This window comes from Streptomyces sp. SCPE 10, assembly GCF_051980735.1.
Taxonomy (GTDB): domain Bacteria; phylum Actinomycetota; class Actinomycetes; order Streptomycetales; family Streptomycetaceae; genus Streptomyces; species Streptomyces misionensis.
The window spans coordinates 3,875,328-3,891,712 of the sequence record NZ_CP197069.1 but is presented as its reverse complement, the minus strand read 5'-3'; the positions used below and the strand labels follow the sequence as shown (position 1 = coordinate 3,891,712).

The window sequence follows — 16,385 nt, the reverse complement described above, 5'->3', positions numbered from 1 at the left end:
CGGAGACGCCCTTCGGCATGTACGGGCGCGCCGCGCGGACGCCTGGCGCCGGGGTACGCCCGGCGCCGTTCCACGGGCGCCCGGCCCGTTCCGCGAGCGCCCGGCCCGTTCCGCGGGCGCCCGGTGCCGTCCACGGGCTTCCAGCGGCGTCCACGGGCGCCCGACGGTGTTTCCACGGGGCTGGGGGCGTTCCGTGTCGGCTTCGGTTCCGTCGTCGGCCGAGGGCGGAGACCCCCGATCGGCGCCTGCGGGGAGCGTTCACGGCCGAGCAGACGGCCGCGACCGGTGAACCCAGCGCTGGTCCCTGTTCGAATTGAGGGCCGGGTTACGGCCTGTCTCCACAGATTCGGCGACTTTCTTTCTTCCACATCCTGGGGACTGGGAAGTTGTCCCGAGGTGTGTCCACAGGGAGGCTGGGGGTTGTGCATCCGCGCAGCTCAGGTGGCTGTGGAATCGTGGACGAAAGAGATCCACAGGCTGTGGACGAAGCGGGGATCCACAGGCTGTGCAGAAAGTTGTCCACCGGCCACCCACAGGCTGGGGGCGGTTGTCCCCAGTCTGCCGCCGCTTCTCCACATGGCTGTCCACTGTTCGGCAACCCGACCCGCCCTCTCACCGCGTCGAGTGAAAGGCGTCACACGAAGCTGCCGGGTTGGGGTGTGGGAAACCTGGGTATTCCTGGGGACACAGCTGGGGAGAACTGCCCTCAGCCTGTGGGCGGTGTGTGCAGAACTTTCCGTTCTCCACAGCGAGCCCCGGTTGTCCACCGCCTCCACCCACAGGACCGGTGGATAAAAAATCCGTGCTGAGCTGGGCAAACGTGGTTATCCACGGTATCCACAGGCCCTACTACTACTCCCGACTAGAGAGAGCTCGGCAATCGTTTCGAAGCGGGGCCTGTGCACAACTCGGCGTCTGGGGCCCGGCTGCCTCCCGGAGCGACTTGACCCCGACGGGCACCTGCTGTCACTGCGGTGCGTCAGACTGGTCCCCGGTGTCCTTCCCTTCGCAGTGGGCGGTGACACCGAGTCGGAGGACTCAGAAGCAACAAGCAGGAGGCGGCTTACGGTGAAGATCCGGGTGGAACGCGACGTACTCGCGGAGGCAGTGGCCTGGGCGGCACGCAGCCTCCCGGCCCGTCCGCCGGCGCCTGTCCTCGCCGGCCTCCTGCTGAAGGCCGAGGACGGCCAGCTGAGCCTGTCGAGCTTCGACTACGAGGTGTCCGCTCGGGTGAGCGTCGACGCCGAGGTCGAGGAGGACGGCACCGTCCTGGTCTCCGGTCGGCTGCTCGCCGACATCTCCCGCGCGCTCCCCAACCGGCCGGTGGAGATTTCCACAGACGGTGTACGGGCGACCGTGGTCTGTGGATCGTCCCGGTTCACGCTGCACACCCTCCCGGTGGAGGAGTACCCGGCGCTGCCGCAGATGCCGAACGCGACCGGCACCGTCCCGGGCGAGGTCTTCGCGGCCGCCGTCTCCCAGGTGGCCATCGCCGCCGGCCGTGACGACACGCTGCCCGTGCTCACCGGTGTGCGCATCGAGATCGAGGGCGACACCGTCACGCTGGCCTCCACCGACCGCTACCGGTTCGCCGTCCGCGAGTTCCTGTGGAAGCCGGAGAACCCGGACGCGTCCGCGGTCGCCCTGGTGCCCGCCAAGACGCTGCTGGACACCGCGAAGTCGCTGGGCGCCGGGGACAGCGTGACGCTGGCCCTGTCGGGCTCCGGCGCCGGTGAGGGCCTGATCGGTTTCGAGGGCGCCGGCCGGCGCACGACCACGCGGCTCCTCGAGGGCGACCTGCCGAAGTACCGGACGCTGTTCCCGACCGAGTTCAACTCGGTCGCGGTGATCGAGACGGCACCGTTCGTCGAGGCCGTCAAGCGTGTGGCGCTCGTCGCCGAGCGCAACACCCCGGTCCGGCTGAGCTTCGAGCAGGGCGTGCTGATCCTGGAGGCCGGTTCCAGCGACGACGCACAGGCTGTGGAGCGCGTCGACGCACAGCTGGAGGGCGACGACATCTCGATCGCCTTCAACCCCACGTTCCTGCTGGACGGTCTGAGCGCGATCGACTCCCCGGTGGCGCAGCTGTCGTTCACCACGTCCACGAAGCCGGCGCTGCTCAGCGGCAAGCCAGCGGTGGACGCGGAGGCCGACGAGGCGTACAAGTACCTGATCATGCCGGTGCGGCTCAGCGGCTGACGTTTTCCACAGCTATGCACAGTGCCGGGCGCGTTCTGTGGGCGCCCGGCGCCGTGGCCGGCGGCGGTCTCGCCGCCCGCAGCCGGGCGGTCGGGATCACCGTCGTCGGATGAGCGCCTGAGCCCACAGCTGTGCGCCGAAGGGTCGGTTTAGGCTCTGGGCGGCACCTCCCGTGCCCCTCACGCCACCAGCGACCCTAAGGAACACAACTGATGGAGCTCGGTCTCGTCGGCCTCGGCAAGATGGGCGGCAACATGCGCGAGCGGATCCGCCGCGCGGGCCACACCGTCATCGGATACGACCGCAACCCCGACCTCGCGGACGTCCACAGCCTGGAAGAGCTGGTGGGCAAGCTCAGCGGTCCCCGGGTGGTCTGGGTGATGGTCCCGGCCGGCGCGCCCACCCAGTCGACCATCGACCAGCTGGCCGAGCTGCTGCAGCCGGGCGACGTGGTCGTGGACGGCGGCAACTCCCGCTGGACGGACGACGAGAAGCACGCCGAGGAGCTGGCCGCCAAGGGCATAGGCTTCGTGGACTGCGGCGTCTCCGGCGGCGTCTGGGGCCTGGAGAACGGGTACGCGCTGATGTACGGCGGCGACGCCGAGCACGTCGCCCGGGTACAGCCGGTCTTCGACGCGCTCAAGCCGGAGGGCGACTTCGGTTCGGTGCACGCCGGCAAGGTCGGCGCGGGCCATTTCGCGAAGATGGTCCACAACGGCATCGAGTACGCCATGATGCAGGCCTACGCCGAGGGCTGGGAGCTGCTGGAGAAGGTCGACTCCGTCACGGACGTCCGTGAGGTCTTCCGCTCCTGGCAGGAGGGCACCGTCATCCGCTCCTGGCTGCTCGACCTCGCGGTGAACGCGCTGGACGAGGACGAGCACCTGGACGACCTGCGCGGTTACGCCCAGGACTCCGGTGAGGGACGCTGGACCGTGGAGGCCGCGATCGACAACGCGGTGCCGCTGCCCGCGATCACCGCATCGCTGTTCGCCCGGTTCGCCTCCCGCCAGGAGGACTCGCCGCAGATGAAGATGATCGCCGCGCTGCGCAACCAGTTCGGCGGCCACGCCGTAGAGAAGAAGTCCTGAAAGAAGCAGTGAGGAGGTCGGCGCACGGTCATGCACGTCACGCATCTTTCGCTCGCCGACTTCCGCTCGTACGCCCGGGCCGAGGTACCGCTCGACCCGGGCGTCACCGCCTTCGTCGGGCCCAACGGGCAGGGCAAGACCAATCTGGTCGAGGCGGTCGGGTATCTGGCGACGCTCGGCAGCCACCGCGTCGCATCGGACGCGCCGCTGGTGCGGATGGGCGCCGAACGGGCCGTGATCCGGGCGCAGGTCCGGCAGGGCGACCGGCAGCAGCTGATCGAGCTGGAGCTGAACCCGGGCCGGGCCAACCGCGCCCGCATCAACCGGTCCTCGCAGGTCAGACCCCGTGACGTGCTGGGCATCGTACGGACCGTGCTGTTCGCGCCCGAGGACCTCGCCCTGGTGAAGGGCGATCCCGGCGAGCGGCGCCGGTTCCTCGACGAGCTGATCACCGCGCGCTCGCCGCGGATGGCGGGCGTGCGCTCCGACTACGAGCGGGTGCTCAAGCAGCGCAACACGCTGCTGAAGTCCGCCGCGCTGGCTCGGCGGCACGGCGGACGCTCCATGGACCTGTCCACGCTGGACGTGTGGGACCAGCACCTGGCGCGCGCCGGTGCCGAACTGCTCGCCCAGCGGCTCGACCTGATCGGCGCGCTGCGGCCGCTGGCCGACAAGGCCTACGAGCAGCTGGCCCCCGGCGGCGGCCCGCTCGCGCTGGAGTACAAGCCGTCCGCGCCCGGCGAGGCCCACACCCGCGAGGACCTGTACGCACAACTGCTGGCCGCCCTGGCCGAGGCGCGCAAGCAGGAGATCGAGCGGGGCGTCACCCTGGTCGGACCGCACCGCGACGACCTGGTCCTCAAACTCGGTGAGCTGCCCGCCAAGGGGTACGCCTCGCACGGCGAGTCCTGGTCGTACGCCCTCGCGCTGCGCCTGGCCTCCTACGACCTGTTGCGCGCCGAGGGCAACGAGCCGGTGCTCGTCCTGGACGACGTCTTCGCCGAGCTGGACGCCCGCCGCCGGGAGCGGCTGGCCGAGCTGGTGGCGCCCGGCGAGCAGGTGCTGGTCACCGCCGCGGTGGACGACGACGTACCCCATGTGCTGGCCGGTGCGCGCTACGCCGTCTCCGGCGGGACGGTGGAACGCGTATGAGCGCCGAGCAGCACCCGCCCCGGAAGAACGCCGAGCCCTCCGGTGTGGACCTCGCGCGCGTGGCGCTGCGCGCGGCGAAGGAGCAGGCCCGTGCGCGCGGTGACGCGGCGCGGCAGAAGAAGCAGGCCCGGCGGGGCGGTGGCCTGCGGTCCGGGGCGCGCGCCGACGGCCGCGACCCGATGGCGCTCGGCGCGGCGATCAACCGGCTGATCACCGAGCGCGGCTGGGAGACCCCGGCGGCCGTGGGCGGGGTGATGGGCCGCTGGCCGCAGATCGTCGGCGAGGACCTGGCCAAGCACTGCGTGCCGCAGCGGTACGACGAGGACGAGCGGGTGCTCACGGTGGGCTGCGACTCCACGGCCTGGGCGACCCAGCTGCGGCTGCTCGCGCCGGCGCTGGTCGCCCGGCTCAACCAGGACCTCGGCCATGGCGCGGTCCGGCTGATCAAGGTGCACGGCCCCGGCGGACAGGCCCGCCGCTACGGCCCTCTGCGGGCCCCGGGAAGCACCGGGCCCGGCGATACCTACGGGTGACGCACGAGTGACGTACCTCACGTCACCCGGCTTCTCACACCCCCTTTGTCCTGCGGGTTCGCCGTCCGTGGGACCTTCCGCACACAAGTACGAGCGGCGTACTGACCCTGGAGTAGCCAAGGGTTGACGGCTCGAAGCTCTGAGTGCCGCTGTAAAGCTCTTGGAGCCCCCATCCGCATATCGGGACCCGGCCGAGACCGGTTCAGGGCGGCACATGGGGACTCAGGTACCGGCAAACCCCCATCGATGTCAGCGCTACCGGTAGACTGGAAGCCAATCCCGCCCCAACGTGGGGACCGCCCGGGAAAAGCTGAGCAACGCTGATCAAGGCTTACCAACGCAACATGCCGCAGCCGCTCCGGCAACCTGCCGACGAGCCCGGCTCGTGCTGTGCCAGAAAGGGCGCTTCGTGGCCGATTCCGGCAACCCCAACGAGAACATCCCGTCCACCGACGCCGGCGTGTCCGCCGAGGCTCCGGCCTCGGCAGCCTCGTACGACGCCAGCGCCATCACCGTGCTCGAAGGGCTGGACGCGGTCCGCAAGCGGCCCGGCATGTACATCGGCTCCACGGGCGAGCGCGGACTGCACCACCTGGTGTACGAAGTCGTCGACAACTCGGTCGACGAGGCGCTGGCGGGTTACGCGACCTTCATCGACGTGACGATCCTCGCCGACGGCGGCGTCCGCGTCGTCGACAACGGCCGCGGCATCCCGGTCGGCATCGTGCCCTCCGAGGGCAAGCCGGCCCTGGAGGTCGTGCTGACCGTGCTGCACGCGGGCGGCAAGTTCGGCGGCGGCGGCTACGCCGTCTCCGGCGGTCTGCACGGCGTCGGCGTGTCCGTCGTGAACGCCCTGTCCGGCAAGGTCTCCGTCGAGGTCAAGACCGACGGGTACCGGTGGACGCAGGACTACAAGATGGGCGTGCCCACCGCCCCGCTGGCCCGGCACGAGGCCACCGAGGAGACCGGCACGTCGGTCACCTTCTGGGCCGACCCGGAGATCTTCGAGACCACCGAGTACTCCTTCGAGACGCTGTCCCGGCGCTTCCAGGAGATGGCCTTCCTCAACAAGGGCCTGAACATCAGGCTCACCGACGAGCGCGAGTCGGCGAAGGCCACCAGCGGCGCGGACGAGGCGGGCGCCGACGAGAAGGCCGAGGTCAAGTCGGTCACGTACCACTACGAGGGCGGCATCGTCGACTTCGTGAAGTACCTCAATTCCCGCAAGGGAGAGGTGGTGCACCCCACCATCATCGACCTGGAGGCGGAGGACAAGGACAAGAGCCTGTCCCTCGAGGTCGCGATGCAGTGGAACAGCGGCTACAGCGAGGGCGTGTACTCCTTCGCCAACATCATCCACACGCATGAGGGCGGCACCCACGAGGAGGGCTTCCGCGCCGCGCTGACGTCGCTGATCAACAAGTACGCGCGTGACAAGAAGCTGCTGCGCGACAAGGACGACAACCTCACCGGTGACGACATCCGCGAGGGTCTGACCGCGATCATCTCGGTCAAGCTCAGCGAGCCGCAGTTCGAGGGCCAGACCAAGACCAAGCTGGGCAACACGGAGGCCAAGACCTTCGTGCAGAAGGCGGTCTACGAGCACCTCAACGACTGGCTGGACCGCAACCCGAACGAGGCCGCGGACATCATCCGCAAGGGCATCCAGGCCGCCACCGCGCGCGTCGCGGCCCGCAAGGCGCGCGACCTCACCCGCCGCAAGGGCCTGCTGGAGTCGGCGTCCCTGCCGGGCAAGCTGTCCGACTGCCAGTCGAACGACCCCACCAAGTGCGAGATCTTCATCGTTGAGGGCGACTCCGCCGGCGGCTCGGCCAAGTCCGGCCGCAACCCGCAGTACCAGGCGATCCTCCCGATCCGCGGCAAGATCCTCAATGTCGAGAAGGCCCGGATCGACAAGATCCTGCAGAACCAGGAGATCCAGGCGCTGATCTCCGCCTTCGGCACCGGTGTGCACGAGGACTTCGACATCGAGAAGCTCCGCTATCACAAGATCATCCTGATGGCGGACGCCGACGTCGACGGCCAGCACATCAGCACCCTGCTGCTGACCTTCCTGTTCCGCTTCATGCGGCCGCTGGTCGAGGCCGGGCACGTGTACCTCTCCCGCCCGCCGCTCTACAAGATCAAGTGGGGCCGGGACGACGTCGAGTACGCGTACTCGGACCGCGAGCGCGACGCGCTGATCGAGATGGGGCGCCAGCGCGGCAAGCGCGTCCGCGAGGACTCCATCCAGCGCTTCAAGGGTCTCGGCGAGATGAACGCCGAGGAGCTGCGCGTGACCACCATGGACCAGGAGCACCGCGTGCTCGGCCAGGTCACCCTGGACGACGCCGCCCAGGCCGACGACCTGTTCTCGGTGCTGATGGGCGAGGACGTCGAGGCGCGCCGCCAGTTCATCCAGCGCAACGCCAAGGACGTCCGCTTCCTCGACATCTGAGTCGGTCTCAGCTGACCGCACAGGGAAGGATCTTCACCAGCAATGGCCGACGAGAACACTCCAGTCACCCCCGAAGAGGGCGGCGAACTCGCCATGCGTGTCGAGCCCGTCGGGCTCGAGACCGAGATGCAGCGCTCGTACCTGGACTACGCGATGTCCGTCATCGTGTCCCGTGCGCTGCCCGACGTCCGGGACGGCCTCAAGCCCGTCCACCGGCGCGTGCTCTACGCGATGTACGACGGCGGCTACCGCCCCGAGCGCGGCTTCTACAAGTGCGCCCGTGTCGTCGGTGACGTCATGGGCAACTACCACCCGCACGGCGACTCCTCCATCTACGACGCCCTGGTGCGCCTCGCCCAGCCGTGGTCGATGCGGATGCCGCTGGTGGACTCCAACGGCAACTTCGGCTCGCCGGGCAACGACCCCGCGGCGGCCATGCGGTACACCGAGTGCAAGCTCGCGCCGCTGTCGATGGAGATGGTCCGCGACATCGACGAGGAGACCGTCGACTTCACGGACAACTACGACGGCCGCTCCCAGGAGCCGACCGTCCTGCCGTCCCGCTTCCCGAACCTGCTGATCAACGGCTCGGCCGGCATCGCGGTCGGCATGGCGACCAACATCCCGCCGCACAACCTGCGCGAGGTCGCGGCCGGCGCCCAGTGGTACCTGGAGAACCCCGAAGCCTCGCACGAGGAGCTGCTGGACGCGCTCATGGAGCGCATCAAGGGCCCCGACTTCCCGACCGGCGCGCTGGTGGTGGGCCGCAAGGGCATCGAGGAGGCGTACCGCACCGGGCGCGGTTCGATCACGATGCGCGCGGTGGTCGAGGTCGAGGAGATCCAGGGCCGCCAGTGCCTGGTGGTGACCGAGCTGCCGTACCAGGTGAACCCGGACAACCTGGCGCAGAAGATCGCCGACCTGGTGAAGGACGGCCGGATCGGCGGCATCGCGGACGTCCGTGACGAGACGTCCTCGCGCACCGGTCAGCGGCTGGTCATCGTCCTCAAGCGGGACGCGGTCGCCAAGGTCGTGCTGAACAACCTGTACAAGCACACCGACCTCCAGACGAACTTCGGCGCCAACATGCTGGCGCTGGTCGACGGCGTGCCGCGCACGCTGTCCCTGGACGCGTTCATCCGGCACTGGGTGACGCACCAGATCGAGGTCATCGTGCGCCGGACCCGGTTCCGGCTGCGCAAGGCCGAGGAGCGCGCGCACATCCTGCGCGGTCTGCTGAAGGCGCTGGACGCGATCGACGAGGTCATCGCGCTGATCCGGCGCAGTGAGACCGTCGACGTCGCGCGCACCGGCCTGATGGGCCTGCTGGAGATCGACGAGATCCAGGCGAACGCGATCCTGGAGATGCAGCTGCGGCGCCTGGCGGCCCTGGAGCGGCAGAAGATCGTCCAGGAGCACGACGAGCTCCAAGCGAAGATCAACGAGTACAACGAGATCCTGGCCTCCCCGGTGCGCCAGCGCGGCATCGTCAGCGAGGAGCTGGCCGCGCTCGTCGAGAAGTACGGCGACGACCGCAAGACCAAGCTGATCCCGTACGAGGGCGACATGTCCATCGAGGACCTGATCGCCGAGGAGGACATCGTCGTCACCGTCACCCGCGGCGGTTACGTCAAGCGGACCAAGACGGACGACTACCGTGCGCAGAAGCGCGGCGGCAAGGGCGTGCGCGGCACGAAGCTGAAGGAAGACGACATCGTCGACCACTTCTTCGTCTCCACCACGCACCACTGGCTGCTGTTCTTCACCAACAAGGGCCGGGTGTACCGGGCCAAGGCGTACGAGCTGCCCGAGGCCGGCCGCGAGGCGCGCGGTCAGCACGTGGCGAACCTGCTCGCCTTCCAGCCGGACGAGGCGATCGCCGAGATCCTCGCCATCCGGGACTACGAGGCGGCGCCGTACCTGGTGCTGGCCACCAAGTCCGGTCTGGTCAAGAAGACGCCTCTGAAGGATTACGATTCGCCTCGCTCCGGCGGCGTGATCGCGATCAATCTGCGCGAGCGCGAGGACGGCGGCGACGACGAGCTGATCGGCGCCGAACTGGTCTCCGCCGACGACGACCTGCTCCTGATCAGCAAGAAGGCGCAGTCGATCCGGTTCACCGCCACGGACGAGTCCCTTCGCCCGATGGGCCGCGCCACCTCCGGCGTCAAGGGGATGAGTTTCCGCGAGGGCGACGAGCTTCTCTCGATGAATGTGGTGCGACCCGGTACGTTCGTGTTCACTGCCACGGACGGTGGGTACGCGAAGCGGACCGCCGTGGACGAGTACCGCGTCCAGGGCCGCGGTGGCCTCGGTATCAAGGCCGCCAAGATCGTGGAGGACCGCGGTTCGCTCGTCGGGGCGCTGGTCGTGGAGGAGACCGACGAGATCCTCGCGATCACCCTGTCCGGCGGTGTGATTCGCACGCGAGTCAACGAGGTCAGGGAGACGGGCCGTGACACCATGGGCGTCCAACTGATCAACCTGGGCAAGCGCGATGCCGTGGTCGGCATCGCACGTAACGCCGAGGCGGGACGCGAGGCGGAGGAGGTCGACGGCGACGACGCCGCCGACATCGCCGCCGAGGACGTCCAGGCCACCGGCACGGACGAGGGTGAGGCGCCCTCGGCCGAGTAGGCACGAGGAGTGAGTCATCGTGAGCGGAGCCACGGGCGCCGGATCGACCGGTACCTCCACGGGTACGGAGACGGACGGCGGCGGCCGTGGCTCCGCCGCGCACGGGGCGGGTGGGGAGACCGACCCGCACACGACCAACCTGAAGCCGGTGCGGGCGTCCGCGGCGGACGCCTCCGGCTCGTCTGGACCCCAGGGGGGAACTGTGACGGACACCCGTGGCCCGGCCGCGGCCGGCGAGGCGCAGTCGTCGTCTCCGCTCCCCGGGGAGCGGCGCCCCGAGCAGGCGGGCGGCCCCTACCACCCGCCGCAGGCCTACCCGGCGCAGGCGCCGGCCGGCGCGGTACGACGGCCGCGCACCGGGGTGCGCACGGCACCGCGCACCCGCAAGGCACGGCTGCGGGTGGCGAAGGCCGACCCGTGGTCGGTGATGAAGGTGAGCTTCCTGCTCTCCATCGCGCTCGGCATCTGCACCGTCGTCGCCTCGGCGGTGCTGTGGATGGTCATGGACGCGATGGGCGTGTTCTCCACGGTCGGCGGGACGATCTCGGAGGCGACCGGTGCCAACGAGTCCACCGGCTTCGACCTCCAGTCCTTCCTCTCCCTCCCCCACGTCCTGATCTTCACGGCGATCATCGCCGTCATCGACGTCGTCCTGGCCACGGCCCTGGCGACCCTCGGCGCCTTCATCTACAACCTCTCCGCGGGCTTCGTGGGCGGTGTCGAGCTGACCCTCGCCGAAGACGAGTGAGGGCCCGTCGACAACCGATTTTGGGACTGACGTGGTCGTGCGCTAATCTTCAGGAGTCAGCGCGCGGGACACACCCCGCAAAGCGCGGCGGGGCTATAGCTCAGTTGGTTAGAGCGCATCCCTGATAAGGATGAGGCCACAGGTTCAAATCCTGTTAGCCCCACCAGCTGGAATACCCCCGGTCCTTAAGGATCGGGGGTTTTCTCGTTCTCGATGACAGGGGGCTTGTGGACATCGTCGAACGCGAGCCGGCCGGGCCGTGGGAAGGGTTCCTGGCCGCTCCCGCGCGGGGCGCCGACGCCGGGGTGCTGGTGCTGTCCGGGTCCAGCGGGCGGATCGAGCGGGAGCGGGCGCGGCTGCTCGCCCGGCAGGGGATCGCCGCCCTGGCGATCCGCTGGTTCGGGGGGAAGGGGCAGCCGCCGGGGATCTGCGAGGTCCCGCTGGAGACGTTCACCGCGGGGGTCGGCTTGCTGCGGGACGGCGGGGCGCGGCGGATCGGCGTGCTCGGACTGTCCAAGGGGGCCGAGGCCGCGCTGCTCACGGCGGTGCGCGAGCCGCGCGTGGACGTGGTCGTCGCGCTGTCGCCCACCTCACTGGTGTGGTGCAACGTCGGGCCCGGCCGGGACGGCGCCGATCGCCCGTACCGGTCGTCGTGGACCTGGCGGGGGCGGCCGCTGCCCTTCGTGCCCATGGACGACTCCTGGACACCGGCCGGCCCGGCGGGCGGGCCCGTCGCCATCCGCGGCTGGTACGAGCGCAGCGAGCGGACCTTCGCCGAGCGGTGGTCGGCGGCGGCGATCCCCGTGGAGACGGCCCGCGCGGACCTGCTTCTGGTGGCGGGCGGCGACGACGAGCTGTGGCCGTCGCTGCCCCACGCCGAGCGGCTGGCCGAGCGCCGGCGCGCGGCGGGCCGCACGGTGCGGCTGATCGCCCGTGCCGACGCCGGGCACCGGCCCCTGCTGCCGGGCGAGAGCCTTGCCCCGCCGTCCCCGCGCTTCAGGCACGGCGGGACGCCCGAGGCCGACGCGCTGCTCGGCGAGGCGGCCTGGCCGCACATCCTCGACGCGCTGCGCGGCTGAGGCGCCCTGCTTCGTCACCTCCGCGGACTCGTGGCCCGCACGCGCCCGGGGGCAGGCAGGTGAACCGGTTCGCGGTGGGGAAGTCGCGGACGGACCTGATCACGGCGCCGGCTCACCGCCCGGAGGCGGAAAGGAGCCGCCGACTCCACGGCATGAGAAAAGGCCCGATCGCTGGCGACGGGGGATGCACCAGCGATCGGGCTATGGCCAAGGGTAACAAGGTTGTCGGCCCCGTGGGGCCAAGTCGGGGAGGAATCGGGGAAGTTGGCCGATCAGTGGCCGCACGGCGGGTCGTAGGAGAGGCGGGGGAGGTACTCGTGCCACTTGGCGGGGGTGAGGACGCCCCGGGTGACCGAGCAGATGTGGTCGATGGCCGTGTCGGCGTCCAGGTCCCACAGGCGGACGGTGTCGGGGCCGCTGGAGACACCGAGGACCCGGCTGCCCGGGCTGAACGCCAGGAACGTACCGGTCTTGGCGTTGGGCGTCATCGACTGGCCGATCGACCGCGCCGCGGCGGGGTGGGTGACGTTCCACAGCCGGACCGTGTTGTCGTCGCCGCCGCTGGCCAGCGTGTGCCCGGTCGTGTCGAACGTCAGTGAGGTGACCGCCTCGCTGTGGCCGGTGAGCGGATCGCCCAGCGGGGTCGTCGCGGCGGGGTGGGTGACGTTCCACAGCCGGACCGTGTCGTCGTCGCTGCCGCTGGCCAGGGTGTGTCCGTCGGGGCTGTAGGCCAGGGCGTTGACGGGACCCGAGTGCTCGGTGAGCGGAGCGCCGAGAGGTTTCGGCCGCGCCGGGTCGGTGACGTTCCACAGCCGGATGTCGCTGTCCGCGCTGCCGCTGGCCAGGGTGTGTCCGTCGGGGCTGAAGGCCAGGGCGTTGATGTAGCCGTGGTGGCCGGCGACCGGGTCGCCGAGCGGCTTGGGCCGGGCGGGGTCGGTGACGTTCCACAGCCGGATGGTGCGGTCGTCGTGGGCGGTGGCCAGGGTGCGCCCGTCCGGGCTGTAGGCCAGGGCGTTGGGGCCCATGAAGCGGGTCCGCAGCCGCAGTGGCGGGCCGGGCAGGAACGGGTGGGCCGGGTCGGAGACGTTCCACAGGTACACCTTCTGCTCGCCGGTGAGCACGGCGAGGGTGCGCCCGTTCGGCGAGAACAGCAGGGTGCTCGCGCCGCTCCCGCGGGCGAACGGCCGGCCCAGCGGCACCGGGCGGCCGGGCCGTGCCACGTTCCACAGCCGCAGCCGGCCGTCGCGCGCGGTCGTGGCCAGCAGCCGGCCGCCCGGGCCGAACGCCGCGCTGCGGCCGATCATGTCGGACGTCGGGATCGACCACAGGCGCACCTTGGCGTCCCCGCTGCCGGTGGCGAGGGTGCGCCCGTCGGGGCTGAAGCCCAGTGCGTACATCTCCCCGCTGCTGCCCGCGAGGGGCTCGCCGATCTGCGAGGGGGAGCCGGGGTCGCTGACGTTCCACAGGCTGGCCGTGCTGTCCGCGCTCGCGGCGGCGAGCCGCCCGCCGTCGGGGCTGAACGCCACCGACCAGACCGGGCCGGTGTGCCCGGTCAGGGGCGAGCCGAGCGGCGCCGGGTGCGCCGGGTCGGTCAGGTTCCACAGTCGTACGGTGTCGTCCGCGCTGCCGCTGGCCAGGGTGCGCCCGTCGGGGCTGAAGGCGACCGAGTGCACGATGTCCGTGTGGCCGCGCAGCACCTCGCGGAGCGGGTGGGGCCGGCGCGGATCGGTCACGTTCCACAGCCGGATCGTGTCGTCGTCCGAGCCCGCCGCGAGGGTGTGCCCGTCCGGACTGAAGGCGACACTGCGCACCGCCGCCGTGTGCCCGGTCAGCGGGTCGCCGAGCGGGGCGGGCCGGGCCGGGTCGGCGACGTTCCACAGCCGTACGGTGCCGTCCTCCCCGGCCGAGGCGAGGGTGTGGCCGTCGGGGCTGAAGGCGACCAGGTAGATGGTGCCCTCGTGCCCGGTGAGCGGGGTGCCGAGGGGCTTGGGCCGGGCGGGGTCGGTGACGTCCCACAGCCGGATCGTGCCGTCGTCGCCCGCGCTGGCCAGGGTGTGGCCGTCCGGGCTGAACACCGCGCTGCTCACCCAGCTGCCGTGTCCGGTCAGCGGACGGCCGAGCGGCTCGGGCCGGGTCGGATCGGTGACGTTCCACAGCCGTACGGTCCGGTCGTAGCTGGCCGTGGCCAGGGTGTGGCCGTCGGGGCTGAAGGAGGTGAGGTAGACGGCGCCGGTGTGGCCGGACAGCGGGGTGGCCAGCGGCGCGTTCACGATGGAGATCAGCCTGCTGTACGTGCCCTCGTCGTCGGGGCGCAGATGGTGGGCGACCAGGTCCAGCTGGGCGGCCAGCGAGGGGTCGGTGTGCTGCACCCGGTCCGCCTCCGCGAGCACCTGTTCGAACACGGCGTCGTCCCGCTGCTGCCAGGCGAGCACCGCCGAGCCGCCCGCGACCAGCGCCAGCACCACCAGCGCGGCCACCGCCGCCCGGCTGAGCCACACCGTGCGCTTGCGCAGCCGTACCGAGGCGGCCAGGAACTCCACCGCGCTGCGGGTCAGATAGGTGTCGCCCGCCGACCGCGCCCAGGCGCGGGCCTGCTCCAGGCGCGAGCCCCGGTAGAGCAGCGAGCTGTCCCGGTCCGAGTCCTCCCAGGCCCGGCCGTCCTCCTCCAGCCGCTGGCGCAGCAGATGGTCGTTGCGGTTGTCGTCGATCCAGTGCCGCAGCCGGGGCCAGGCGTGCAGCAGCGCCTCGTGGGTGATCTCCACGGTCTCCGCGTCCAGTGTCACCAGCCGGGCGCGGACCAGTGCCTCCAGGGACTCCTCCGTCTTGTCGGGGTCCGCCGACTCCTGGGCCAGCTGCCGCCGGGTGCCGCGCCGGCGTGTGGCCACGGTGTCCTCGCCGAGCCGGACCAGCCGCAGCAGCAGCAGCCGGGCGGCCGTGCGGGCGGCGGGGTCGAGGCCCGACCAGGCGCGCTCGGCGGTCGCCGCGACCGCGCCCTGGATGCCGCCCGCGGCCCGGTAGCCGGCCAGCGTCAGCCTCCCGGCCTTGCGGCGCTGCCAGGTGGCCAGCAGGGCGTGCGAAAGCAGCGGGAGCACGCCCGCGTCGTGCGCCCCGCGCGGGCCGTCGGCGCTCACTTCGCGCACGATCAGCTCGGCCAGCCCGGGTTCCAGCTCCAGGCCCACCGCCTTGGCCGGCCCGGTCACCGCGTCCCTCAACTCCCCGCTGGTCAGTGGGGAGAGCACCATGTGCCGGTGCTGGAGCGCGTCGGCGAGTTCCGGGTAGCCGAGGCACTGCTCGTAGAAGTCGGCGCGGATGCCTAGGACGACCAGGACGGGCGCGGGCCCGGCCGCGCCGAACGACGGGGTGCAGCAGGCGTGCAGCAGCTGGATGAGGGTACGGCGGTCCGCCTCGTCCGGGCAGAGGGTGAACGCCTCCTCGAACTGGTCCACGATGACGACCGGTTGGACCCCCGGCGGCGCTTCCCGGGCCGCCCACGCCGTGACCGCCTCCCGCGCCGCGCGCACGATGCGGGGCGCGTCGCCGCCCGCGCCCGGGTTCTCCCCGGCCTCCTGCCGGGCCGCCGCCGCCCGTTCGGCCGCGCGCGCCTCGGCGGCCACGGGGGCGAGGTCGGGGATGCTGCGCACCAGTTCGCCGAGCGGATCCGCGCCGGGCACCAGCTGGACGACGGGCGTCCGCTGCCCGGCCGCGCCGTCCGGGCGCGGGGTGAGCCCGCTGTCGGCCAGGGCGCCGGCCCCGATCGCGGGCACCAGGCCGGCGTTCAGCAGGGAGGACTTGCCCGCCCCCGAGGCGCCGACCAGCATCACCAGGCCGCCGGTGCGGCCGGCGCTGCGCAGTTGGGCGATGAGCGCGTTCGTGCTCCGCTCCCGGCCGAAGAACCAGCGGGCGTCCTCCCGCCGGTACGAGGCGAGGCCCCGGTAGGGGCAGACGCCGCCGGCGACGGGCGGGGCCTGGGCGGGTGGCCGTCCGTTCTCCTCGGCGGGCGGGGCGGGCGGCGCGGCGCGGTCGCCGACCGGGTCGGCCAGCGCGCGCTCCCACTGCCGCTGCCAGTGGGCGAGGTCGTACAGGCCCGGCGAGACCGGCTGGGGGCGGGTGCGCCGGGCCTCCGGGATGAGGATCTGGAGCACCGCCGCGAGCGCGGTGAACTGGGCGGGCACGTTCTTGGCACGGCGCCAGTCGCTGATCCGCTGCGCGGACACCCGCACCGGACGGCCGCGTTCGTCCACCCGCTGGAGCCGGCCGACCGCTTCGGCGACGCTCTTCAGGGGAGGGTTTCCGGCCTCCTTGTAGAGCAGCGCGAGCCGCTCGGCGAAAGCTGTGCGTGCCCCTGAGTCGGAACCCAAGGCCCCACCCCTCACTTCCCCCCGCCTGTGGACGTCCGGACCGGAAAACTCACCTTATACGTCTGACCTGCAAAGAAGCCGTGCTCCGGAGGTCAAGACCTCCTCCTCGGATGCGGCGGATGGCAGGATC

9 protein-coding genes and 1 tRNA gene are annotated in these 16,385 nt (G+C 71.4%); 9 read left to right on the top strand and 1 reads right to left on the bottom strand.

Annotated features, from left to right (window positions below; genetic code table 11):
• The first annotated feature begins 1,068 nt into the window (after window positions 1-1,068).
• The 9 genes from dnaN to ACSP97_RS18010 all read left to right on the top strand — a co-directional run bounded on the left by dnaN (window position 1,069) and on the right by ACSP97_RS18010 (window position 11,897).
• Window positions 1,069-2,199: a DNA polymerase III subunit beta gene (gene dnaN, locus ACSP97_RS18050; protein WP_070028856.1), complete on the top strand. Its 1,131-nt coding sequence runs from the start codon at window positions 1,069-1,071 to the stop codon at window positions 2,197-2,199.
• Window positions 2,200-2,411: 212 nt separating this feature from the next.
• Window positions 2,412-3,290: a phosphogluconate dehydrogenase (NAD(+)-dependent, decarboxylating) gene (gene gnd / locus ACSP97_RS18045; RefSeq protein WP_355525814.1), complete on the top strand. Its 879-nt coding sequence runs from the start codon at window positions 2,412-2,414 to the stop codon at window positions 3,288-3,290.
• Window positions 3,291-3,320: 30 nt separating this feature from the next.
• A complete protein-coding gene (gene recF / locus ACSP97_RS18040; protein WP_358270026.1) occupies window positions 3,321-4,442 on the top strand; it encodes a DNA replication/repair protein RecF in 1,122 nt (373 codons plus the stop codon).
• Window positions 4,439-4,975 carry a DUF721 domain-containing protein gene (locus ACSP97_RS18035; RefSeq protein WP_070028859.1) on the top strand — a complete coding sequence of 179 codons (537 nt, stop codon included), beginning with the start codon at window positions 4,439-4,441 and terminating at the stop codon, window positions 4,973-4,975. The genes recF and ACSP97_RS18035 overlap by 4 nt, the downstream gene beginning before the upstream one ends.
• A 385-nt stretch (window positions 4,976-5,360) precedes the next feature.
• Window positions 5,361-7,433 carry a DNA topoisomerase (ATP-hydrolyzing) subunit B gene (gene gyrB, locus ACSP97_RS18030; RefSeq protein ID WP_358270027.1) on the top strand — a complete coding sequence of 691 codons (2,073 nt, stop codon included), beginning with the start codon at window positions 5,361-5,363 and terminating at the stop codon, window positions 7,431-7,433.
• Window positions 7,434-7,475: 42 nt separating this feature from the next.
• A complete protein-coding gene (gene gyrA, locus ACSP97_RS18025; protein WP_355146503.1) occupies window positions 7,476-10,070 on the top strand; it encodes a DNA gyrase subunit A in 2,595 nt (864 codons plus the stop codon).
• A 19-nt stretch (window positions 10,071-10,089) separates the two neighbouring features.
• Window positions 10,090-10,818 carry a DUF3566 domain-containing protein gene (locus tag ACSP97_RS18020; RefSeq protein WP_355525820.1) on the top strand — a complete coding sequence of 243 codons (729 nt, stop codon included), beginning with the start codon at window positions 10,090-10,092 and terminating at the stop codon, window positions 10,816-10,818.
• Between the two features lie 89 nt (window positions 10,819-10,907).
• Window positions 10,908-10,984, top strand: a tRNA-Ile gene (locus ACSP97_RS18015).
• 61 nt (window positions 10,985-11,045) lie between these two features.
• A complete protein-coding gene (locus ACSP97_RS18010) occupies window positions 11,046-11,897 on the top strand; it encodes an acyl-CoA thioester hydrolase/BAAT C-terminal domain-containing protein (RefSeq protein WP_440558296.1) in 852 nt (283 codons plus the stop codon).
• 272 nt (window positions 11,898-12,169) lie between these two features.
• On the opposite strand, the gene ACSP97_RS18005 is transcribed toward ACSP97_RS18010, so the two are convergent.
• Window positions 12,170-16,255: a WD40 repeat domain-containing protein gene (locus tag ACSP97_RS18005; RefSeq protein WP_355321516.1), complete on the bottom strand. Its 4,086-nt coding sequence runs from the start codon at window positions 16,253-16,255 to the stop codon at window positions 12,170-12,172.
• Window positions 16,256-16,385 lie beyond the last annotated feature (130 nt).